19 protein-coding genes, 2 tRNA genes, 2 riboswitches and 1 other annotated feature are annotated in these 24,101 nt (G+C 40.6%); of the genes, 18 read left to right on the top strand and 3 right to left on the bottom strand.

The features are described from left to right. The first annotated feature begins 250 nt into the window (after positions 1-250). The 6 genes from yaaA to ACTWPF_RS00475 all read left to right on the top strand — a co-directional run bounded on the left by yaaA (position 251) and on the right by ACTWPF_RS00475 (position 7,953). Positions 251-469, top strand: a complete 219-nt coding sequence (gene yaaA, locus ACTWPF_RS00500) for a S4 domain-containing protein YaaA (RefSeq protein ID WP_058950132.1) — start codon at positions 251-253, stop codon at positions 467-469. Positions 470-530: 61 nt separating this feature from the next. Further along, positions 531-1,643 (top strand): DNA replication/repair protein RecF, encoded by a 1,113-nt coding sequence (gene recF, locus ACTWPF_RS00495; RefSeq protein WP_443147954.1) that lies wholly within the window; start codon positions 531-533, stop codon positions 1,641-1,643. Positions 1,644-1,660: 17 nt separating this feature from the next. After that, the gene (gene remB / locus ACTWPF_RS00490; RefSeq protein WP_443147953.1) at positions 1,661-1,966 is read left to right on the top strand and encodes an extracellular matrix regulator RemB; all 306 of its coding nucleotides are present in this window, start codon (positions 1,661-1,663) and stop codon (positions 1,964-1,966) included. Positions 1,967-2,019: 53 nt separating this feature from the next. After that, complete coding sequence (gyrB, locus tag ACTWPF_RS00485; RefSeq protein ID WP_161464321.1) at positions 2,020-3,945, top strand: DNA topoisomerase (ATP-hydrolyzing) subunit B; 1,926 nt, start codon at positions 2,020-2,022, stop codon at positions 3,943-3,945. A 71-nt stretch (positions 3,946-4,016) separates the two neighbouring features. Beyond that, positions 4,017-6,524, top strand: a complete 2,508-nt coding sequence (gene gyrA / locus ACTWPF_RS00480; RefSeq protein WP_106895330.1) for a DNA gyrase subunit A — start codon at positions 4,017-4,019, stop codon at positions 6,522-6,524. A gap of 328 nt (positions 6,525-6,852) precedes the next feature. Continuing rightward, positions 6,853-7,953: an HD-GYP domain-containing protein gene (locus tag ACTWPF_RS00475; protein WP_443147952.1), complete on the top strand. Its 1,101-nt coding sequence runs from the start codon at positions 6,853-6,855 to the stop codon at positions 7,951-7,953. Between the two features lie 173 nt (positions 7,954-8,126). Here ACTWPF_RS00475 and ACTWPF_RS00470 read toward each other — a convergent pair whose 3' ends face one another. Further along, complete coding sequence (locus ACTWPF_RS00470) at positions 8,127-9,074, bottom strand: YaaC family protein (protein WP_443147951.1); 948 nt, start codon at positions 9,072-9,074, stop codon at positions 8,127-8,129. A 177-nt stretch (positions 9,075-9,251) separates the two neighbouring features. Here ACTWPF_RS00470 and guaB point away from each other — a divergent pair, with 177 nt between their 5' ends. The 11 genes from guaB (at position 9,252) to proC (ending at position 22,075) form a co-directional block, all read left to right on the top strand. Next, positions 9,252-10,724, top strand: coding sequence for an IMP dehydrogenase (gene guaB, locus ACTWPF_RS00465; protein WP_106895333.1), 1,473 nt, complete (start codon positions 9,252-9,254; stop codon positions 10,722-10,724). A 136-nt stretch (positions 10,725-10,860) separates the two neighbouring features. Further along, positions 10,861-12,198, top strand: a complete 1,338-nt coding sequence (locus ACTWPF_RS00460) for a serine hydrolase (protein WP_106895334.1) — start codon at positions 10,861-10,863, stop codon at positions 12,196-12,198. Positions 12,199-12,278: 80 nt separating this feature from the next. Continuing rightward, positions 12,279-13,163, top strand: a complete 885-nt coding sequence (gene pdxS / locus ACTWPF_RS00455; protein ID WP_106895335.1) for a pyridoxal 5'-phosphate synthase lyase subunit PdxS — start codon at positions 12,279-12,281, stop codon at positions 13,161-13,163. 17 nt (positions 13,164-13,180) lie between these two features. Beyond that, the gene (gene pdxT / locus ACTWPF_RS00450) at positions 13,181-13,768 is read left to right on the top strand and encodes a pyridoxal 5'-phosphate synthase glutaminase subunit PdxT (RefSeq protein ID WP_443147950.1); all 588 of its coding nucleotides are present in this window, start codon (positions 13,181-13,183) and stop codon (positions 13,766-13,768) included. Positions 13,769-14,038: 270 nt separating this feature from the next. Then, positions 14,039-14,264: a binding site (T-box leader), on the top strand. 71 nt (positions 14,265-14,335) lie between these two features. Continuing rightward, positions 14,336-15,610, top strand: coding sequence for a serine--tRNA ligase (gene serS / locus ACTWPF_RS00445; protein WP_443147949.1), 1,275 nt, complete (start codon positions 14,336-14,338; stop codon positions 15,608-15,610). A gap of 181 nt (positions 15,611-15,791) precedes the next feature. Then, positions 15,792-15,899, top strand: a riboswitch (SAM riboswitch). A gap of 104 nt (positions 15,900-16,003) precedes the next feature. Further along, positions 16,004-16,106, top strand: a riboswitch (SAM riboswitch). 81 nt (positions 16,107-16,187) lie between these two features. Further along, the gene (locus ACTWPF_RS00440) at positions 16,188-17,219 is read left to right on the top strand and encodes a methionine ABC transporter ATP-binding protein (protein ID WP_443147948.1); all 1,032 of its coding nucleotides are present in this window, start codon (positions 16,188-16,190) and stop codon (positions 17,217-17,219) included. After that, positions 17,209-17,859 carry a methionine ABC transporter permease gene (locus ACTWPF_RS00435; protein WP_036578136.1) on the top strand — a complete coding sequence of 217 codons (651 nt, stop codon included), beginning with the start codon at positions 17,209-17,211 and terminating at the stop codon, positions 17,857-17,859. Before ACTWPF_RS00440 ends, ACTWPF_RS00435 begins: the two co-directional genes overlap by 11 nt. Before the next feature lie 185 nt (positions 17,860-18,044). Then, positions 18,045-18,863: a MetQ/NlpA family ABC transporter substrate-binding protein gene (locus ACTWPF_RS00430; protein WP_036578138.1), complete on the top strand. Its 819-nt coding sequence runs from the start codon at positions 18,045-18,047 to the stop codon at positions 18,861-18,863. 36 nt (positions 18,864-18,899) lie between these two features. After that, complete coding sequence (locus tag ACTWPF_RS00425; protein WP_443147947.1) at positions 18,900-20,105, top strand: M20 family metallopeptidase; 1,206 nt, start codon at positions 18,900-18,902, stop codon at positions 20,103-20,105. 551 nt (positions 20,106-20,656) lie between these two features. Next, a tRNA-Ser gene (locus ACTWPF_RS00420) sits at positions 20,657-20,749 on the top strand. Positions 20,750-21,259: 510 nt separating this feature from the next. Further along, entirely contained in the window at positions 21,260-22,075 is an 816-nt protein-coding gene (gene proC / locus ACTWPF_RS00415) for a pyrroline-5-carboxylate reductase (RefSeq protein ID WP_161464184.1), read from the top strand. A gap of 215 nt (positions 22,076-22,290) precedes the next feature. On the opposite strand, the gene ACTWPF_RS00410 is transcribed toward proC, so the two are convergent. Further along, positions 22,291-22,974 (bottom strand): deoxynucleoside kinase, encoded by a 684-nt coding sequence (locus ACTWPF_RS00410; protein ID WP_106895344.1) that lies wholly within the window; start codon positions 22,972-22,974, stop codon positions 22,291-22,293. A gap of 36 nt (positions 22,975-23,010) precedes the next feature. Further along, positions 23,011-23,655, bottom strand: a complete 645-nt coding sequence (locus ACTWPF_RS00405; protein WP_238021042.1) for a deoxynucleoside kinase — start codon at positions 23,653-23,655, stop codon at positions 23,011-23,013. A gap of 323 nt (positions 23,656-23,978) precedes the next feature. Here ACTWPF_RS00405 and ACTWPF_RS00400 point away from each other — a divergent pair. After that, a tRNA-Arg gene (locus tag ACTWPF_RS00400) sits at positions 23,979-24,051 on the top strand. Positions 24,052-24,101: the final 50 nt, after the last annotated feature.

Genomic DNA, 24,101 nt, shown 5'->3' with positions numbered 1-24,101 from the left:
GCTTTTTAAAAGCAATTTTAAGCCTATACAGGCATTTATTATGCAAATATGGGGTCATACCTTTCCATAATGACAAATCTTTAGTAAAATAGGTATACATGACGTTTACAGGTTTAAACTAATGATATCCACACAAAGAAACTGCATTTGCTCATTTTTAGTGAATGTATGTGTTTCTATGTTTTATACTGTCCTGAAATCTTTTGGCAGTCTTAACGTTTTTCTAAAAAGTAGGAAACTTGGTGATAACATGCATGAAGAAATTGAAATTAGCACGGAATATATTGCACTAGGTCAATTTATTAAGCTTGCCAATGTATTGGAATCTGGTGGGATGGTAAAGGCTTTTCTGCAAGATGAGGGTGTATTAGTAAATAACGAACGGGAGCATCGTCGTGGTCGCAAGCTATATGCAGGGGATATTGTTGAATTAGAAGGCATTGGATCCTACAAAGTGATAAAAGCTTGAGACACATGAAATATCTCCTAGCAAACGCTTCTGATCTGAATCGAAAAAAAGAGGATTGGTCATGCACATAGAACAGCTTAAATTACGGAATTTCCGCAATTATGACGGACTGGAAATGGAATTTAACAATAAAATAAATGTCATCATCGGGGAAAATGCACAGGGCAAAACCAACCTGATGGAGGCAATCTATTTACTTGCCTTTACTAAATCACACCGAACTCCCAGAGAGAAAGAATTGATTCAATGGGAAAAAGAGTATGCTAAAATAGAAGGTAGGATAACAAAAAGAAATCAAACCTTTCCGTTGGAGATTGTTCTTTCGGCAAAAGGTAAGAAAGCGAAGCTGAACCGGCTGGAACAAAAGCGGCTAAGTGACTATATCGGGGCGCTTAATGTTGTGATGTTTGCACCAGAGGATCTCACGTTGGTTAAAGGTGCACCACAAATACGCAGGCGTTTTATTGATATGGAGCTTGGGCAGATTCAGCCACGTTATATCTATCATCTAGGGCAATATCAAAAAATATTAAAACAACGAAATCATCTGTTGAAACAATTGCAGCGTGGCAAAAGCCAAGATCATACCATGTTGCAAGTCATCACAGATCAGCTCGTAGAACATGCCGCGACCTTATTGGAAAGACGGTTTGTTTTTTTGGATTTATTAAGGAAATGGGCTAGTCCGATCCATCATGGTATCAGCCGTGAGCTGGAAAGGCTTGAAATAAAGTATTCTCCCACTATTGAAGTATCAGAAGATGATAATAAGGAGAAAATAGAGAGTATCTACTTAAATAAATTTCAACAAATACAAGAAAAAGAGATTGAACGTGGCACAAGTTTAATTGGTCCGCATCGTGATGATCTCCTCTTTTATGTGAACGGTAAGGACGTCCAGACCTATGGATCGCAAGGGCAGCAACGTACAACTGCCCTGTCGGTGAAACTGGCAGAAATTGAACTCATCTACAATGAAGTTGGGGAATATCCAATTCTTCTACTTGATGATGTGTTGAGTGAACTGGATGATTACCGACAATCTCACCTACTTCATACCATCCAAGGCAAGGTGCAAACCTTTGTATCTACTACAAGTGTTGATGGAATAAATCATGAAACCCTGAATAAAGCGGAATTATTCCGTGTCCGTAATGGTGAAGTGGAAAAATAGAATGAGGGGGAGATAACATGTTTATTCATATCGGAAATGATAATGTCATCCGTTCTCAGGATGTGGTTGCAATCATTGACTATAATTTAATCTCATCATCTACCATCATGGAGGAAATGATGAAGAACGCTGGCAAAGAAAAGAAAGTAGTAGGTCCAACGGTTGATGCAAAATCAGTCATGATCACAAAGGAAATCATCTACTACAGCACGCTTTCTGTCTCAACATTGAAGAAACGCGCTAGTATGATCTCCACCATCAGTAAGCTAGATGATTTCTCAGATGAGATTAAGGAAGAAGAAACAGAAGCGGAAGAAGCATAGCATAATGTTTTTTATTCGAAACATTTTAAGTAACAGGAAATGGAAGTGAGAGCATGGCAATGGAAGACAATATGACGAATACCCAATCCGAATATGGTGCAGATCAGATTCAGGTACTAGAAGGACTTGAAGCAGTACGAAAAAGACCTGGCATGTATATTGGATCAACGAGCGAGAAAGGCTTACACCATCTTGTATGGGAAATTGTTGATAACAGTATCGATGAAGCATTAGCTGGATATTGTGACAGAATCGATGTAACAATTGAAAAAGATAACAGTATTACCGTAAGCGATAATGGCCGTGGTATTCCAGTAGGCATACAAAAGAAAACTGGTCGGCCAGCATTAGAAGTTATCATGACCGTACTCCACGCTGGAGGGAAATTTGGCGGTGGCGGCTACAAGGTTTCTGGTGGACTGCATGGTGTAGGTGCCTCTGTAGTTAACGCCCTGTCAACAAAATTGGAAGTCCATGTTCACTTGGATAATAAAATTCATTACTTAGGCTTTAAAAAGGGAGTTCCACAGGGAGAAATTGAGGTCGTAGGCGAAACGGACGTAACAGGAACGACTACCCATTTTGTTCCAGACCCTGAAATCTTTGATACAATCGAATACGATTATGATACGTTGACACAGCGCTTGCGTGAGTTGGCATTCTTAAATAAAGGAATTACCATCACCGTAGAAGATAAACGTACGGATGAAGAACCTGTCAGCTATTTCTACGAGGGTGGGATAAAGTCCTATGTGGAATTTATCAACCGCACGAAAGAAGTCTTGCATGAGCCATTCTATGCAGAGGGAGAAGATCAAGGAATCTCTGTAGAAGTTGCAATTCAGTATAACGAAGGTTTTGCAAGCAGCTTGTACTCGTTTGCTAATAACATTCACACCTACGAAGGTGGTAGTCACGAATCTGGTTTCCGAACAGGTCTTACCAGAGTGATTAATGATTATGCGAGAAAAAACAATTTATACCGAGAAAACGATCCAAACCTATCTGGTGATGATGTACGGGAAGGAATGACCGCCATCGTCTCTGTCAAACACCCTGACCCACAATTTGAGGGACAGACAAAAACAAAGCTTGGTAACAGTGAAGCACGTACCATTACAGACTCTGTTTTCAGTGAAATGTTCTCCAAGTTCCTTTATGAAAACCCGTCTGTCGCAAAAATCATTGTTGATAAAGGGCTTATGGCTTCACGTGCCCGTTTAGCTGCGAAAAAAGCTAGAGAGCTGACTAGAAGAAAAAGTGCGCTGGAGATTTCGAATCTACCAGGTAAGCTTGCCGACTGTTCCTCTAAGGATGCAAAAATAAGTGAACTTTATATCGTAGAGGGTGACTCTGCTGGTGGTTCAGCCAAGTCTGGTCGTGACCGTCATTTTCAAGCGATCTTGCCACTACGCGGTAAAATTCTCAATGTTGAGAAAGCCCGACTTGATAAAATTTTGTCCAATAATGAAGTTCGTGCCATGATTACTGCCCTTGGTACAGGTATCGGTGAAGATTTCGATATTACGAAGGCCCGCTATCATAAAGTCATTATCATGACAGATGCCGATGTCGATGGTGCACATATACGTACTTTACTATTAACCTTTTTCTATCGTTATATGCGTCCATTAATCGAATATGGCTATATTTATATCGCACAGCCACCTTTATATCAAATCAAGCAAGGGAAAGCTGTTCATTATGTTTATAACGAAAAAGCATTAGATAAATTGCTTAAAGAGCTTCCACAATTACCTAAGCCAGGGATTCAGCGTTATAAAGGGCTAGGAGAAATGAATGCTACCCAACTTTGGGATACGACGATGGATCCAGATACACGTACACTCCTCCAGGTTGACCTAGCAGATGCCATCGAAGCAGATCAAGTATTTGATATGCTCATGGGAGACAAAGTGGAACCAAGAAGGAACTTTATTGAAGAGAATGCACAATATGTTAAAAATCTTGATGTTTAATTCATATCAATTTATGTAATATTTGAGGCAAATCACTATTCTTTTGATGAATAGTGATAGGAGGTATAAGAATGGCAGAGGAAAAACGTTCAAACGTTCAGGAAATAAATATTAGCAATGAGATGCGCACATCCTTCCTTGACTACGCAATGAGTGTTATCGTATCACGTGCATTGCCAGATGTACGGGATGGCATGAAACCAGTGCATCGCAGAATTTTATATGCAATGAATGATCTGGGAATGCACTCAGATAAAGCATACAAAAAGTCTGCCCGTATCGTTGGGGAAGTTATTGGTAAATACCATCCACATGGTGATTCAGCCGTTTATGAAACAATGGTCCGGATGGCACAAGACTTCAGCTATCGCTATATGCTAGTTGATGGCCACGGGAACTTCGGTTCAGTTGATGGTGATTCAGCAGCAGCAATGCGTTATACAGAAGCAAGAATGTCCAAAATATCCATGGAGCTTCTCCGTGATATAAATAAAGACACAATTGATTACACAGATAACTATGATGGCTCTGAACGGGAGCCGGTCGTTTTTCCAGCTCGATTTCCTAATTTAATTGTGAACGGAACTTCTGGAATTGCAGTAGGAATGGCAACGAATATTCCTCCACATAACCTAGGAGAAACGATTGACGCCGTGCTTGCGATTAGTAAAGACCCGGATATCACCATCAATGAATTGATGGAAGATTATATCCATGGACCTGATTTCCCAACAGCTGGCCAGATTCTAGGGAAAAGCGGGATACGAAAAGCTTATGAAACAGGCAAAGGATCAATTACCGTCAGAGCAAAAGCGAACATTGAAGAGCATGCAAACGGCAAGGCGACGATCATCGTCACAGAGCTTCCGTATCAAGTCAATAAGGCAAAATTAATTGAGCGGATTGCAGAGCATGTGCGTGATAAGCGAATTGAAGGAATTACCGATTTGCGTGATGAATCAGATCGTAACGGTATGCGTATTGTGATGGAGCTACGTCGTGATGTCAATGCGAATGTCGTGTTAAATAACTTATACAAACATACGGCTCTGCAAACAACGTTTGGTATTAATACATTGGCTCTTGTTGATGGTCAGCCTAAAGTGTTGACGATTAAACAATGCCTTGAATATTACCTTGAGCACCAAAAGGTAATTATTAAACGCCGGACTGCGTTTGAATTGCGTAAAGCAGAAGCAAGAGCACATATTTTAGAAGGATTGAGAATTGCGTTAGATCACTTGGATGAAGTGATCGCTCTTATCCGTAGTTCCAAAACAGCCGATATTGCTAGAGACGGTTTGATGGAACGCTTTAAACTTTCGGAAAAACAGTCACAGGCAATTCTAGATATGCGTTTGCAACGGTTAACTGGTCTAGAACGTGAGAAAATAGAAAATGAATATAAAGAACTTCTTGACCTAATTGAAGAATTAAAAGCTATTTTAGCCGACGAGGAAAAAGTTCTTGAGATTATTCGTGAAGAGCTAACAGAGGTAAAAGAACGCTTTAATGACGAACGCCGGACAGAGCTTGTTCTAGGTGGCGTTGACTTCTTTGAGGATGAGGACTTAATCCCAGAAGAAAATATTGTGATTACCTTAACCCATCAAGGTTATATTAAACGTTTGCCATCCTCTACGTACCGAACTCAAAAGCGCGGAGGCCGTGGTATTCAGGGTATGGGGACAAATGAAGATGATTTTGTAGAACATCTTGTTTCAACTTCTACGCATGATACCGTTCTATTCTTTACGAATAAAGGGAAGGTCTACAAGGCTAGAGGCTATGAAATACCTGAGTTCAGCAGAACAGCGAAGGGTATCCCAATCATTAATCTCTTGCAGATAGAAAAAGGCGAGTGGGTTAACGCTGTTATTTCAGTAAATGAATTTACTGACACAGACTACTTGTTCTTTACGACCAAGCACGGGATCTCCAAGCGAACAACGCTTTCGCAATTTGCTAACATCCGTAAAGGTGGATTAATTGCTGTAGGGCTTCGGGATGAAGATGAATTGATTTCAGTGCGTCTAACCGATGGTGCGAAAGATATGATGATTGCTACGAAAAACGGTTATCTCATTCGTTTCCCTGAAGATCAGATCCGATCTATGGGTAGAACAGCTGCCGGTGTGAAGGGTATTTCACTACGGGAAGATGATGAGGTTGTATCCATGGAAATCCTTCAGGAGGATTCCAAAATCTTGCATGTTACAAGCAAAGGTTATGGAAAACAGACTCCTGAGAAGGAGTATCGCGTAACAAACAGAGGCGGGAAAGGTATCTTTACATGTAACTTAACAGATAAAACGGGACATGTAGTAGCTGTAAAAGCTGTCTCTGGAGAAGAAGACCTCATGCTTATTACCGTAGCTGGCGTACTTATTCGAATTCCAGTTCGGGATATTTCAGAAACTGGCCGGAATACAATGGGCGTGCGTTTAATCAGGCTACAAGAAGAAGAGGAAGTAGCAACAGTAGCACGTGTTGACCAAGATGAAGACGAAGAAGAAATCGATGATGAAACAGAAGTTTCTGAAACAGAAGAGTCAACAGAAGAGAATACAGAGGAATAAAAAAATACAGAGGACGGGACAAAACAAAAGTTTTAGTCAAAAGACGGATGATAGCAAGAATAAGCGTAAGAAATATACGGAGACTCCTTGAAAATCAAAAAACGATTTTCTGCGTGCGATGCAATGCTGTCGAAGGCTTTCTTGTCCTATGGGAGGAAGGCCTAGGCGAGACCCCGGAATGCGGAGCATCCGGAGGCTCACCAGCCGCCCATGGAAAGCGAAGTATATTTCTGAAGCGGTTTTTCAAACACCATTCTTTCGGATTTATCTTTTGCGTAAATAATTGTTGTCCCGTCCTCTAATTAATATGGTAAAGGGGGAAGAATGAATGAGGGTAAAAGCCTCGCAGCTTGTCCCAGGATGTGTGTTGCTTAGAGAAATAAAAGGGAAAACAAATAGAGACATTATCCCAAAAAACACGGTATTAACTGAGGAACATATTACGGTCATAAAAAAATTCCTTGTTGAAAGTGTAGAAGTTTCTTCAAAGCTTGTCGAAGGAGATTCCTATACTCCAGAAAAGGCAGAGGAAGTGGAACAGGTTCAGCAAAAGGCTGAAAAGAAAGTTGCTGAAGAGCTCCCACCTTTCCAGGAACATTATGAACAAACAGTACAAGCATACAAAAAAATGTTTGAAAACTGGAAAAACGGCGCGCCTTTAGATATGCCATACGTTCGCAAACTAATCATTCCTTTAATAAAAAGAATGGACGATATCTCCTCTGCTGTTTACACCATGCACCATTATGCAAACAAGCGGGATTATATTTTCTATCATAGCGTCGCAGTCAGCATCCTATCCGCATTCCTTGCAAGAAAAATGGGCTACCCCTCTGGCGATTGGCTCCAAATCGGACTTGCCGGGTTTTTATGTGATGCAGGAATGGCAAAGGTCGACCATAACCTTCTTAATAAAGCGGGTACCCTAAACACAGCACAAATGACCGATTTGAAAAAACATCCTACTTATTCTTATCGCATGGTTGAACAAATCCCAACCATTAAACAATCCGTGAAGCTGGCGATTTTGCAGCATCATGAAAGAATGGATGGCAGTGGGTATCCACTTGGCCTATCTAGTGGAAAAATACATAAAGTTGCAAGAATAATAGCGGTTTGTGATATGTACCATGCCATGACATGTGAAAGGGCATATAAGGAAAAGCAATCTCCATTTTTAGTAATAGAGGAATTGCAAAAGGAACAGTTTTCCACCCTTGATCCAGATGTTGTTGCTAGCTTTGTTGAAAGTATGACGCATTTTTCTATCGGAACGAAAATTCGTCTTTCCAATAACCAGCTTGGTGAAATTGTGTTTATAGATGCAAAGCATCCAACGAGACCTATGGTACGAATGGAAGGTAAAAAGGATATCATATCCTTACAGCAAACAGAAGTGTTCATTGAAGAAATAGTCGGTATCCAGTAAAGAGGATTACCGGCTATTTTTTATGAATTGAAAGATAGTACGTTACCCATTGATGATGATTAAACCGGCTGGTGATTTCGCTCAAAGAGTCCATCACCACCGTATGACGATTAAACCACCCAAACAGCTCCTAAAAAATATTCATCACACCCTGCCTGACGATCTAAACGTCATCAAGCCTTTCTTTTATAAAGCTCTAATCCCAATAAGATCGGTACTTTTTCGGCTGACTCTTTCAGAAATTGTGTAATAAAGGGATAGTCTACATCTGACTTTGATGTAAAAAGATCTCCCCACCAATCGGTTTCATAGCGACAGAGCATACTAAGATTATATAAGAGTAAGTAATGGACCATAACCTCGGAAAGTGGCAGGAACAGTTCTCTTTTTGCAGGAAAAAAGATGGGGCTTTGTGTTTTATCTGAGTAGAACGGGCCTTTGAGCTCAGTCAAAGGCTTGGCAAGCTCTACCTGTATATGATGGGAATCTGATTCCATATGTCTTATTTCTGGGAGAAAGGAGGAGATTTTATTAAGGAATCCATCCTTTGTCGTATGGTAATCATCCAGTATCTCAAGTGGGAATTCTAGCCATGTTCCCTGCATTCTTCCTACCTGATAGAGCCCTTTCTCCTGGTGGAAACCAAGCATCGTCCCCATTTCTGGAATGAGGGAAAGGAGTTGTTTCATATTAATTTTTTCAAACGGTAGTGTATTTATATGAAATAAGTGCTCAGAAAAGTAGGGGAATAAGCCATTGTGCTGTAGCTTTACTTCATCCCGCAGAAAGGAGTAGTCCTTTTTCTTTCGTTTTCTTGCGGTAACTCCGTGGGCAAGTAGGCTTGTCGATTCTGGGTAATCTGGCCTTACTGTCATCAAGCAGGCTTTGATTAGATGTGCCATGCCGTAAAAGTAAAGGACTGGCTGCAGAATGGGAGAGGAGTTACGCCCACTTTGGTAAAACATCTGCCCGTGTTGTATATACGAGGTAAAAACAGTGCAGTTTTCATAGCTTTTTCGATCCGCATCTATTTCCCCTATTGCTTTATAACAGTTGTATAGATAATGCTGCGCCGTTTGCTGCGACGTCAGATAGGTATAAAACATCTCTATATCCTGCATATAACATCATCTCCCAACTGTTTAAAAATTTTGAATCTACTTTCTTTAATTTTGTTTCGCTATCTAGTTGAAAAAGCAAATAGGTTGGCGTATTGTATATAAAAATAGCATTACTTGCATAGCTTGTGCAGGGAATGCACGTTGCATACATATTACGAATCAGGAGGAGGAAGTATCATGCGTGAAGACAAGTTCGCTAAAGAAGGATTAACGTTTGATGATGTGTTGTTAATGCCAGCAAAATCCGAGGTATTACCTAAGGATGTGCAGGTTAAAACAAAACTGACAGATAACCTGCAGTTGAACAATCCATTTATTAGTGCCGGAATGGATACCGTAACAGAGGCTGAGATGGCCATCGCCATGGCTCGCCAAGGTGGCTTGGGAATCGTTCATAAGAATATGTCAATTGAGGATCAGGCTGAACAAGTGGATCGTGTGAAGCGTTCGGAAAGTGGCGTCATAACCAACCCATTTTTCCTTACTCCTGAGCATCAGGTGTACGATGCTGAGCATCTAATGGGTAAATTCCGTATTTCAGGTGTACCTATTGTTAACTCTATTGAGGAACAAAAGCTTGTTGGTATTCTAACGAACCGTGATTTGCGTTTTATCCAGGACTACTCCATTTCCATTTCTGAAGTTATGACTAGCGAAGACCTTGTTACAGCCCCAGTAGGAACAACATTAGAAGAAGCAGAGCAACTTCTCCAACGCTATAAAATTGAAAAGCTACCTTTAGTAGATGATCAAGGGATGCTTAAAGGATTAATTACGATTAAAGATATTGAAAAAGTAATCGAATTTCCAAATGCCGCCAAAGATAGCCAAGGAAGATTACTTGCAGGAGCAGCTGTTGGTGTTACTGGTGATGCGATGAAGCGAATTGAAAAACTCGTTGAAGCAGGTGTTGATGTAGTTGTAATTGATACAGCACATGGCCATTCTAAAGGGGTACTTGACCAAGTTAAGGTTGTACGTGATACGTACCCAGAATTGGATATTATTGCAGGAAATGTAGCGACAGCTGAAGCGACTAAAGAACTGATTGAAGCAGGTGCTTCCATCGTCAAAGTTGGGATTGGTCCTGGCTCTATTTGTACAACGAGAGTAGTAGCGGGAGTCGGGGTTCCACAAATTACTGCCGTTCATGACTGTGCCCTTGCAGCCGCAGAATACAATGTCCCAGTTATCGCTGATGGCGGGATTAAATACTCTGGTGATATTGTTAAAGCCTTGGCAGCAGGAGCGCATGCAGTAATGCTTGGGAGCATGTTTGCAGGTGTGAATGAAAGTCCCGGCGAAACGGAAATTTATCAAGGAAGACAATATAAAGTTTACCGTGGCATGGGTTCTGTTGGAGCAATGAAGGCTGGTTCTAAGGATCGTTACTTCCAGGAATCAAGCGAAGCTAAAAAGTTGGTGCCTGAAGGAATTGAAGGAAGAGTTGCCTATAAAGGTGCTCTCGCTGACACAGTACATCAATTAATAGGTGGCCTGCGTTCCGGTATGGGGTATTGTGGTACAGGTTCTATCGATGAATTACGTCATGATTCACGTTTTATTAAAATAACGAATGCTGGGCTTCGCGAGAGCCATCCACATGATGTTCAAATCACGAAAGAATCACCAAATTACTCTCTACAATAGAAAAGGTAATCATATTAGGAAATTTAGTAGACGGGGGAAATTCCCCGTCTATTTTTTCAGCGTTTTCTATGGTAAAATAACAAAGTGCGCACGTACATCACAAGAAGGTTAAACTACAAGTTGGAGGTAAAGGAAGTTGAAACACATAATGAAAAAGCGTTTATCAATGCTACTGGCTTTTCTGGTAGTGATAACATCAGTATTTGTCCAGCCATTTGCGGCGCAAGCCCAAGACACATTAGATATTGAAGCTGACTCGGCTATTTTAGTTGATGCAGCAACAGGGAAGATTATCTTTGCGAAAAATGCAGATGAAGCCCTGCCTCCAGCAAGTATGACAAAAATGATGACGGAATACCTTGTATGGGAAGCCATCGAGGAAGGTCAAATCAGCTGGGATACAACAACACAGATTAGCGACTATCCATATAGCATATCTGCCAATAACTCTTTTTCAGGAGTTGGATTAAGGCAAAATCAGGATTATACTGTCGAGTCTTTATACGATGCGATGGCAATTAATTCCGATAATGCTACAACCATTGCACTTGCTGAACTGATCGCAGGTTCAGAAGGTGAATTTGTAAAAATGATGAATGAAAAGGGAGAAGAAATGGGACTCCCTGATTATAAATTTGTAAACTCTACAGGATTGGATAATGCCTCACTCGGTGAAAACTATCCAGAAGGTACGGAACCAGATGCTACTAACATGTTATCTGCTGAGTCCTCTGCCTTACTAGCTTATCATCTCATAAAGGATTACCCTGAAGCGTTGGAAATATCCAGTATTCCAGCTACAGAATTTGATGGGCAACAAATCCGGAACTGGAACCACATGCTTGATCATGATACAACGTTTTTAAAGCAGTTTTATTATGAAGGGGTAGATGGATTAAAAACAGGTCATACCGATAGCGCTGGATATACCTTTACTGGAACAGCAAAACGCGGAGACCAACGTTTTATCTCGGTTGTAATGAAAACCGACAGTGAAGAAGAACGTTTTGCAGAAACAGCGAAACTATTTGATTATGGGTTTGATAACTTTGAAACAACGGAGTTATTCCCGGCAGGTTATCAACTTGAAGACCAAGCTACTATTCCAGTAGCTAAGGGAAAAGAAGATGCAGTGTCCGTATCTACTGGACAAGCAGTTTCCTTCCCGATTAAGAAAGATGAAGCGGATGCTTATAGCATTAAATATACAATAGACGAGGACAAGCTAAATGCTGAAGGAGAGTTGGCTGCACCTGTTAAAAAAGGGGATGTAGTAGGAACTGCCGAACTCGTTTATGAAGGCGAAAATGATTTTGGATATATTATGACTAGCTCTGATGGTCCAATTGACTTGGTTGCAGACGAGACAGTAGAGAAATCCAATTGGTTTATGCTGACACTTGGCGCAATTGGCGACTTCTTTGCAGATCTTTATACAACTGTTGTAGATTGGGTTAAAGGTTTATTTAGTTAATAAGTTCGAGGTAATACCAAGAAAGTCGTAACGTTTTCCGAAGCACCAATTATTCAATTTAAAAATAGGGGGAATTATTCATGTCAAATACAGGTACAGAACGTGTAAAACGTGGGATGGCGGAAATGCAAAAAGGCGGCGTCATTATGGATGTAGTGAACGCTGAACAGGCAAAAATAGCGGAAGCTGCAGGGGCAGTTGCCGTAATGGCACTTGAACGCGTACCATCAGATATTCGTGCAGCAGGTGGAGTAGCACGTATGGCAGACCCAACTATTACAGAAGACGTTCTTAATGCTGTATCCATTCCAGTAATGGCAAAAGCGCGTATTGGCCATATTGTGGAAGCTCGTGTACTTGAAGCAATGGGTGTAGATTACATTGATGAAAGTGAAGTACTAACACCAGCTGATGATATTTATCACTTAAATAAGTCAGATTACACTGTACCATTTGTATGTGGCTGTCGTAATCTTGGTGAAGCAGCTCGTCGTATTGGAGAAGGTGCTTCCATGTTACGTACGAAAGGTGAACCAGGAACTGGGAACATCGTGGAGGCAGTTCGTCATATGCGTGAAGTGCAATCAGAAATTCGTAAGCTTTCTGCTATGTCCAAAGATGAAGTGATGACATTTGCGAAAGTAATCGGAGCACCATTTGAGTTATTGTTACAAATCCGTGAAGAAGGCCGCCTACCTGTCGTTAACTTTGCTGCAGGTGGAATTGCAACACCTTCTGATGCTGCACTTATGATGGAGCTAGGAGCAGACGGTGTATTTGTTGGATCAGGTATTTTCAAATCAGATAATCCGGAAAAATTTGCGAAGGCTATTGTGGAAGCAACAACACATTACCAAGATTATGCATTAATTAGTGAGCTATCTAAAGGACTTGGTACAGCTATGAAAGGTCTTGAAATGAGTACAATTGCTGCTCATGACCGTATGCAGGATCGCAGCGAATAGAAAGAAGGAATGATTTTATGATAACGATTGGTGTTCTTGCTCTTCAAGGAGCAGTACGTGAGCATATTCGTTCAATAGAAGCATGTGGAGCAAAAGCTGTTGAAGTAAAGCGTGTGGAACAGCTTGAGGAAATTAACGGCATCATTCTTCCTGGTGGGGAGAGTACGACCATGCGTCGTTTAATTGATAGCTATGGTTTCTTCTCTGCTCTTAAGGAATTTGGCCGCCAAGGTAAGCCTGTTTTTGGCACATGTGCGGGGTTAATTTTGATGGCAAGTGAAATTGATGGCCAAGACAACGCCCATCTTGGGTTAATGAACATGAAGGTAGCACGAAATGCATTTGGCCGCCAGGTGGCAAGCTTTGAAGCAGATCTTGAAGTAAGCCATATTGGTGATGCGTTTAATGCTGTATTTATTCGTGCACCGTATGTATTGGAAGCTGGCCCAGAAGTAGAAGTATTGGCTACTTATCAAGACAGAATAGTTGCAGCAAAGCAGGGGCATTATTTATGCACAGCATTCCATCCAGAATTAACGGATGATAACCGTGTCATCGCCCACTTTGTAACAATGGTCCAAGCATCCATGAAAGCAACAGCTTAATTGTATGGTTGATACAAGTAATATTTAAACGAAGTGCTACTATTGGGTTATGGGTCTACACCCAGCGAAGGAAAATACGTAGACTTCTTGGGGAGAAAAGGCATCGGTAAGACCCCGTAGTGCGTAGCACACGGAGGCTTACCAGCCGCCCCAGAAAAGCGTAGTATTTTCCGTAGCGGCAAATTAGCACCCTTCTTTTCATTTATGATGAGACTAGGGTTGCAATCGATGTATAAATTGTATATGATATGCTATAATTAGTAATAGAATATAAAAGTTACGACAGGAATTAGTAACAGTATACCTTTCTAAAGAGAGTCGATGGTTGGTGTAAATCGATGTGAGCGTACTGTGAATCCATCCTTGAACTGGTTTATTGAAACCGGATTTTCCGGAAGTAAATAAACCCGGTAGTTACCGTTAAAAACTGTGAGCCGGAAGAGGTTATACTCTTCAACAAGGGTGGCAACGCGGGAATTATACTCTCGTCCCTATTTATTTAGGGACGGGAGTTTTTTGCGTTTCTGTCACACTGATCAATGTAATGAATAAAAGGAGGAAACGAACATGTTGGATATGAAGTTTTTACGTAACAACTTTACGGAAGTGAAGGAAAAATTAGCACACCGCGGTGAAGATCTCTCCGAGTTAGACAAATTTGGGGAATTAGATGAAAGACGAAGAGAGCTCATTGCTGAAACAGAAACGTTGAAAGCGAAACGTAATGAAGCAACTAAGCAGATCTCTGTTCTTAAAAAAGAAAAGAAAGATGCGGACCAAGCAATTAAAGAAATGCGTGAGGTTGGAGAACGCATTTCTGAACTGGATAAAGAATTAAAAGAAATTGAAGAAACACTTAACACGATTATGCTTTCTATCCCAAATCTCCCTCATGAAAGTGTACCTGTGGGAGAAAATGAAGAGGATAATAAAGAAGTGCGCAACTGGGGAGAACGTAAAGATTTCAACTTTGAAGCACAACCTCATTGGGATATTGCGACAAACCTTGATATCCTTGACTTCGAACGCGCAGCTAAAGTAACAGGAAGCCGTTTCGTCTTTTATAAAGGGCTTGGAGCCAGACTAGAGCGCGCTTTATTAAACTTTATGATGGATTTACATGCAGATGAACATGGCTATGAGGAAATGCTTCCACCATATATCGTCAACCGCACTAGCATGACAGGAACAGGTCAGCTTCCTAAGTTTGAAGAAGATGCCTTCAAGCTAGAAGAGTGGGATTACTTCATGGCTCCTACAGCAGAAGTACCTGTTACGAATTATCATCGTGATGAAATTTTAAATCTAGATGATCTTCCTAAAAAATACGTAGCTTTCAGTGGCTGTTTCCGTTCTGAAGCGGGTTCTGCTGGTAGGGATACACGAGGCCTTATTCGTCAGCATCAATTTAATAAAGTGGAGCTCGTTCACTTTGCTAAGCCAGAAGATTCTTATGAGACATTGGAGAACCTGACAGGACATGCTGAAAAGGTATTACAACTATTACAGTTACCATATCGTGTCATGAGCATGTGTACTGGTGATCTTGGATTTACAGCAGCGAAGAAATACGATATTGAAGTATGGATTCCTAGCCAAAACACGTACCGGGAAATTTCTTCTTGCTCTAACTTTGAAGACTTTCAGGCAAGACGTGCAGGAATCCGTTTCCGCAGAGAAGCAAATGCGAAGCCAGAGTTTGTTCATACTTTGAATGGCAGCGGATTGGCACTTGGTCGAACCGTTGCAGCTATTCTGGAGAATTACCAACAAGAGGATGGCTCTGTCATTGTTCCTCCTGTATTACGTGCCTATATGGGTGGCAAAGAAGCCATTAAATAAGCTTGAAACAATTATAAAAGGACTGTTTTCGTAACTGCGAAGACAGTCCTTTTGCATATTTTTAAAGGTGAAACTACTTTTAGGCCAATTGTACGAAATATAAAAAAAGTAAAAAAATCTGTTGACAGATTGAAAGGCTGGTAGTATTGTAAGTAGCAACAACAAATTAAATATGCATTACTTCTTATTCAGAGAGATGGAGGGACTTGGCCCATTGATATCTCGGCAGCGGACTTTTAATAGTACTGTGCTAAATCCAACAGGCGAATGCGAGCCTGAAAAATAAGAAGAGGATGATCGTACATAGCTGATCCCTTCTTATTTTTATAAGAAGGGATTTTTTGATTTTACACGAAATAACTCTTCTTAACGACAAAATTAAATATGCATTACTTCTTATCCAGAGAGGTGGAGGGACTGGCCCATTGATACCTCGGCAACGTGCTTTTAAAGCAACGTGCCAATTCCAACAGACGAAGGTCTGTAAAGATAAGAGGAGGATACTAGTTCATTGCCTCTTCTTATCTTATAAGAAGAGGCTTTTTAATTTGAAACTACAACGAGCAGGAGGAAGTAGATGATTACATTTGATCAGGTTTCAAAAGTATACGGCGAAAAGGCAGAAGGTGTAAAAGCACTGGATAATGTGGATCTCCACATAGAAGAGGGAGAGATATATGGTGTGATTGGGTTTAGTGGTGCTGGAAAAAGCTCGCTCATTCGATGTGTTAATTTACTCGAACAGCCAACATCCGGAACAGTGACCGTGAATGGGCAAAACTTACAAGCACTTTCACCTAAGGAACTACGGGAGGCAAAGCGAAACATTGGGATGATCTTTCAACATTTTAATTTACTTAATTCGAAAACCGTGTTTACCAATGTCGCAATGCCCTTACTTTTAAGCAAAACTCCAAAAAAGGAAGTAACAAAGCGTGTTTATGAACTACTTGATTTTGTCGGCTTGCGTGACAAAGCTGACAGCTATCCAGACCAACTTTCTGGGGGACAGAAACAGCGAGTTGGGATTGCCCGTTCTCTTGCAACCCAGCCATCCATTCTTTTATGTGATGAGGCAACATCAGCCCTTGACCCAGATACAACAAATGCTATTTTAAAACTTTTAAAGAAAATTAATCAGGAATACAATATCACCATTTTAATTATCACGCACGAAATGGGCGTAATTAGAGAAATTTGCGATAAAGTTGCTGTGCTGGAAGATGGAAAAGTAGTCGAATCTGGTTCTGTATTTGATGTCTTTTCTCAGCCGCAAACGACCACAGCTCATAACTTCGTCAGTACGGTAATGCATGATCAAATCCCAGATTCCGTATACGAGTTAGTAAAAAGACAAGACGCACATAACCAAATTTATCGAATTGTCTTTGTTGGTGAGTCTACTGGAACACCATTGTTGTCGCAAATCGCAAAGCAATACGAGGTAGAGGTAAATGTTCTGTTTGGTAGTATCACAGAATTACAGGGCGTACCATTTGGAAATCTTATCGTGCAATTTGAAGGGGAAGAAAAAGAAATTAACCGTGTCATTATGCATATTCATCAGCAAAAAGTAAGTGTAAAGGAAGTGTTAGCAGATGTTGGTTGATTGGCAACAAATTACAGAGGCATTATGGCAAACCATTGTAATGGTAGCAGTCGCCCTATTTTTCTCTATGATTATAGGGTTGGTATTAGGAATTGTCCTTGTTGTGACACGTAAAGGACACTTATGGGAAAACAAGTATATTTTTACGGTCTTAAATGCAATAGTAAACATATTTCGTTCTATTCCGTTTATTATCTTAATGGTCGCAGTCATTCCATTTACTAGATTAGTTGTTGGAACCTCAATAGGCACGGCCGCAGCTATTGTACCAATGGTGTTATTTGCAGGACCATACATTGCAAGATTAATAGAGAATTCTCTTTTAGAAGTAGATCCAGGTGTGATGGAAGCTGCCCAGTCAATGGGAGCAACACCTTGGCAAATAATTATTCGCTTTCTTATACCAGAAGCTCTTAGTTCCCTCGTGTTAGGGGCAACCATTGCAACAATTGGATTGGTTGGAGCCTCAGCCATGGCAGGAGCAGTTGGTGGTGGCGGATTAGGAGACCTGGCCATTACCTTTGGTTATCAGCGGTTCGACACCATGGTAATGCTAATAACAGTAGGAATACTCGTCGTCATGGTTCAGGGATTACAATCCACCGGAAATATTTTATCCAAAAAAATAAGAAGAAGATAAAATCAAAAGCGACAGCGCCCGTTTAGCGACGTACGGACTGGATTTCTCCAAAGGAGATAAAGGAAATAAAGCGACCAAAGGGAGCTGATATTGACTTATCGCACGGAGGAGAAAGAAGTCACGCTAGTCGCTGGGAGCTGGAGCTAGACGTATACAAAAATCAAAACAAAAGGAGAAGATACAGCATGAAAAAGTTAAGTCTATTATTGTTATTAGTTAGTTTGAGTTTGGTGATTAGTGCTTGTTCTAATGGGGAGGCTGCAACGAAGGTCAAAGTAGGAATTAGTGGATCTGACACAACGATTTGGGATTATGTAGCAGAAAAGGCCAAGGAAGAAGGAATAGAGGTTGAGATTGTTCGCTTTTCTGACTATGTGCAACCGAACCTAGCATTAGCTGAGGGAGAAATCGATGTGAATGCTTTCCAGACTGTTTCATATTTTGACGCCTTTATCGAGGAGCATGACCTTGACCTGACTCCAATTGCAACAACGGTTATCGCGCCAATGGGTCTTTATTCTGAAAAGCATGATTCTGTAGAAGATATCCCTGAAGGTGGAACGATTGCCTTAGCTAAAGAAGCAACGAACATGGGCCGGGGACTTTTACTTCTTGAAGAAGCAGGACTAATTAAATTGGAAGAAGGCTTTGACGGAAATGGCTCTGTCGATAAAATCGTAGAAAACCCGAAAAACCTTAAATTTGAACAGCTTGTAGCGGGTCAGACTCCAAGGGTGTTGCCTGATGTAGACGCCTCACTCATCAATAACGGTATTGCAGTGGACGCAGGATTCAGCCCACTGGATGATTCCATTTATCATGAGGATGAAACAGCTACCCCGTATATTAATATTATCGCCGTACAAGAGAAAGACAAAGATGATGAAACCTTAAATAAACTAGCAGAGATTTATCAGTCTGATGACGTAGCAGACTTTATTATTGAAGAACGCGATGGAAACTCCATTCCAACATTTGTACCATTAAGTGAAATTGGCCATTAAAAAAGAGAGTAAAAATAAAAAAACGAGGTGGAAAAAATGAGTGTTGTTGCCAAAAGTTTAGAAGAAGTGAAGAAGATCATTGTTGATAATATAGAAGAAAATAAACAGAAATACATTCAAGCAAGTCATGATATTCATGATAACCCGGAAATTGGAAACCAAGAGTACTATGCATCTGGTCGCTTAATTGAGTTGCTTGTAGAGGAAGGGTTTTTAATAGAAAAAGGGGTAGCAGGACATGAAACAGCATTCGTTGCGAAAAAGAAAAGCGAAAAAGAGGGCTTAAGAATTGGCTTTTTAGCAGAATATGATGCCTTACCAGAAATCGGTCATGCGTGTGGGCATAACTTAATTGGTACCACAAGTGCTGCAGCTGCTATTGCACTTAGTAAAGTATTGGACGAAGTAGGAGGAGAACTAGTCGTATTAGGTACCCCAGCAGAAGAAGGCGGCCCAAATGGAAGTGCGAAAGGGAGCTTTGTAAAGGCAGGATTGCTCGAAGATATTGATGCAGCGATTATGATACACCCAGGTGCTGAGACCAATTTAACTGGTCCGAGTCTCGCGGTAGATCCACTTGATTTCGCTTTTCATGGAAAACCAGCACATGCTTCCGCCCATCCAGATAAAGGAATTAATGCTCTAGATGGTGTCATTCAGCTATTTAATGGCATTAATGCATTACGACAGCATCTTCCGTCAGATGTTCGCATTCATGGAATCATTACAGATGGCGGAGATGCACCGAATGTAGTACCAGATTACGCCAAAGCAAGATTTTATATCCGAGCTAGTTCTCGAGAACTTTTAAACGAAGTAACGAAAAAAGTAAAGGGTATTGCAGAAGGAGCAGCATTAGCTACAGGCGCTGATGTGAAAGTGATCGCTTTCCAAAATGAAGTAGATAACTTTGTCGTCAACAAACGATTTGACCAAGTATTTAAAGAAATAGCTGAAGAATTAGGAGAGGTAGTAAATACGGAGGAAAGAAAGGCTTTAGGCTCCACAGACGCAGGAAACGTCAGTCAGGTGGTACCAACCATCCATCCGCACATCAAAATCGGCTCGAGCGATCTAATAGGTCATACAGTAGCATTTCGAGAAGCTGCACGCTCCGAACAGGGCGATGAAGCACTTGTTAAAGGAGCGAAGGCGTCAGCATTCACTGCGCTACAGCTTCTGACAAATAGTACGTTGTTTGAGGAGATCAAACAAGAGTTTACAGAGCGGACAGGAAAATAATCTTTAGACAGCTAGAGGGTTTATTCCCCTTTAGCTGTCTTCATGTTTCTAAATTAAAGACAAGGGCTGGTAATTGAAGTATAATTTCATAGTTACAAGTATTCGAGAGAAGGTAAGCAATGGTGGATAGTTGTCGATAAAAGCATGAATAGAGGTAACTACCGATGAGAAATATTGTTAGGTTTACTATGTATCAATTTGTCTTGTTTTCTTTACTTTTTGCCATTAACTTCCCCCTTGATAGATTTATTAGTAAACCGTTTACCTATGTTGACTTTCTAGCCACGATTGTCGCTATACTATTGCTTATAATTGGTTATCGTATAGTAAACAAGGTGTATAAAAGGTTTGAAGGTATTAGGTTTCGAACTAAACTATGCATTTCTATTCCAATTGCTCTTGGCTCAATCGTGTTCTTAGCATTGTTGGAGAATCTATTTTTTGGTTAAACTAATTTAGTCTTCTTTCACGTCATTCGACATCTTTAAATTTTTTGTAGAAAAATAATTGACATCTTTTTTTGAGCATGATATATTATATTCTGTTGCCACGGAGGTATACCCAAGTCTGGCTGAAGGGATCGGTCTTGAAAACCGACAGGCGGGTCAAACCGCGCGGGGGTTCGAATCCCTCTACCTCCTCCATTAATTTAAATAGCGCATAAAATTTGGAGATAAAAAAAACCGTTACTTAGTAGCGGTTTTTTTCTTTACACGTTAGGAAAGTATAAAATTTCAGCAAGGAAGCAAAGTCGACGCAGTTGAAATTCTGAGGTTCCAAGTATAAGAAAAAAGTACGCATTTGCTAAAGGGCGAGCAAATGCGAGTTTTCTAACATTATATCTTGACTTTTTTGCTTTGAAGACATATAGTAATAAAAATTAATAATAAGACGTTGATCAGACTAGTAGTATATAAGCGCCTGAAAGAGATTGGAATTCACCGGCTGAAAAATTCCATTGGGGACAGCGTATATGAACCTGCCTGAGAGTAGTTAGTAAAAAGCTAACCGCAGTGGAACTGTGTTGACAATAAAAGCTGGGCATAAATATGCCAATATAGGTGGTACCGCGGAAACTCATTCCGTCCTGAGATGATTCAGGATGGAGTGAGTTTTTTTATTAGATGTTTTGAAATAAAAAGGAGGAATAGAAAATGAAGAAGATTGCCTTTATCGGAGCAGGCTCTATGGCAGAATCCATTATTTCTGGGATTGTTCAGGCCAATGTATTGGAAAACGATGATATTATCGTAACGAATAAGAGTAATAAAGAACGAGTAGAACGTCTTGAGGAAAAGTATTTAATTACAAGCATGCAAGATAAGGCGGACGTTGTAAGGGATGCTGATGTTATCGTTCTAGCAACAAAGCCTTACGATCTAGAGGCAGCAGTAAACTCTATTAAGGAACATATCAAGCAAGATCAGTTGCTTGTTTCTGTGATTGCCGGAATCTCTACAGACTATATCGCCTCCCTTACTGGTCAAGACATTCCAGTCATTCGCGCCATGCCAAACACCTCTGCTTCAATTGGATACTCTGCAACAGCCATTTCGGCGGGTGCGTTTGCGAAAGAAGCACATATTGTAATGGCACAGGAGCTGTTTGATACAATTGGTACGACCGTTATTGTAGAAGAAGAGGATATGCATATTGTGACAGGCATTTCTGGAAGCGGCCCTGCCTACATTTACTATTTGGTAGAAGCAATGGAAAAGGCCGCTATCGACTCTGGGCTTGATCAGGAAATAGCAAAGGCTTTAATTACTCAAACCGTACGTGGAGCAGGTGAAATGTTGAAGCAGTCAGGTGATTCTGCAGAAGTATTACGAGAGAAAATCACTAGTCCAGCAGGAACAACACAGGCAGGTATCGAAGCATTAAAAGAGAATGATTTTGACCAGATTGTAAGGAACTGTGTCGAGAGTGCAAGAGATCGTTCGATAGAGCTTGGTAAAAAGAATGGCTAATGAGCAATAAACGATTAGGGGGAAGGCTGAATGGGGGAAAAGAGTAAAGGATTTAACAAGCAATTTTTCTTTTGGGCTATACTCGCTATTGTTTTGATTGCCATCTGGATTTTTATTTAACTGTAGAGCATGCCTCGTCATATAAAACACCCTACTGTGAAAAAGCCAGATTGGCACTCTTTTACAATAGGGTGTTTTCAATTAATAGTTTGGTTTTATTTCATAATTTCTCTGGATTTCCAGCGTCTGGACTGCTGAATAAAATGGCCAATTTTTTCAAGGATTGGCTCAATGGAATCTTCTTTTTTCATTAGATCATAATCTGAGATATTAATGCGCAAAATTGGGCAGGCATTAAAGTTATCAATCCAATTGGAATAACGGTTGTACATTTCTTCCCAATATGAATTAGGTGTGCTTTTCTCCATTTCCCTACCACGTTCTTGAATACGGTCCACGACTTCGTCAAATGAACCTTCTAAATAAATAAGTAGATCAGGGTGTGGGAAATAAGGGGTCATCACCATGGCTTCAAATAGATTTGTATAGGTGTCATAATCCGTTTTTGACATCGTTCCATTTTCGTAATGCATTTTAGCAAATATACCAGTATCCTCATAGATAGAACGATCCTGGATAAAGCCACCGCCGTATTCAAAGATTTTCTTTTGTTCTTTGAAGCGCTCAGCTAGGAAGTAGACTTGTAAATGGAAACTCCAACGCTCAAAGTCTGCATAGAAATTTTCCAAATATGGATTTGTGTCCACTTTTTCAAAGGATGTTTTAAACTGTAATGCATTCGCCAAGGCCTTTGTCATCGTCGATTTCCCGACACCAACTGTACCGGCAATCGTTATAATGCTGTCATTTGGTATAAGGTATTTTTCTCTTAAATTCATCGGTAGTTCCCCTTTTTTCATATTTACGCTGTTCACCTATCGTCTCATTGCACGGAAGCTTTGCAGTTGTTTATCGACCTGCTCTATAATCCCATCCAAATCATGCTGATGCTTTACAAAATCAACCTTGTCTCCATCAATTCGAATCACGGGGATATCTGGATGAAGTATTTCAAATTCATTCATATAGTCCTCATAGTCCTGTGCAAGTTGTGCAAGATAGGATGCTTTAATGTTCTGTTCAATATCCCGTCCACGCATCCGGATACGTTCGAGAATGGTATCCAAACTCGCATGCAGATAAATCATCATGTTAGGCACAGGCATATCGCGAGTTAAAATATGATATATTTGTTCATATTTCTCAAACTTATCTGGCTGTAAAGTACGCTTTGCAAAGATCATGTTTTTCGATATATGATAATCCGCTACAGCGGCTTTGTCCTGGTTTAAAAACTTTTTCTCGATATCTTCAAGCTGTTTAAATCGATTGCATAAAAAAAACATTTCTGTTTGAAAGCTCCACTCGTCAATATCATCATAGAATTTACCGAGAAAAGGGTTTTCCTCAACAATTTCCTTTAATAAGTGAAAGTCATAATGAACAGAAAGTTTTTTAGCTAGGGATGTCTTTCCAATCCCGATTGGTCCTTCTATTGCGATAAAAGGAACTCCTGACATGGCTATTCCTCCAATCCATATTCCATTGAACAAGATGTATTATATTTTACCACACAACGGTAGCCCATACCATGTGAAAAAAATGTTATGCTTTTCAAATTGCCCTCCTTTTTGTATAATGATTTGTACGTTGAACAAAAGCGTAAGTGGCCGTTAAGTACGGACTGGACTGATCCGTAGGAGATAAAGGAAACACAGCGACCGAAGGGAGTTGATGTTGACTTATCGTACGAAGGTGAGGGAAGTCTAGCTAGTTTCTGGGCGCTGGAGCTGGATGTGGCGAATACTGGTAGCGATTAGTAAGTATGTAGCATTTTTTTCGGGCCCTCGTAGCTCAGGGGATAGAGCATCGGTTTCCTAAACCGTGTGTCGCAGGTTCGAATCCTGCCGGGGGCATTACTAGTTTAATGGATACTTAGCGCCCTCTTTCCGTTTTTAATGGAAAG

This window comes from Oceanobacillus sp. M65, assembly GCF_052246275.1.
GTDB lineage: Bacteria > Bacillota > Bacilli > Bacillales > Amphibacillaceae > Oceanobacillus_B > Oceanobacillus_B jordanicus.
This window is presented reverse-complemented; position numbering and strand designations above follow the sequence as displayed.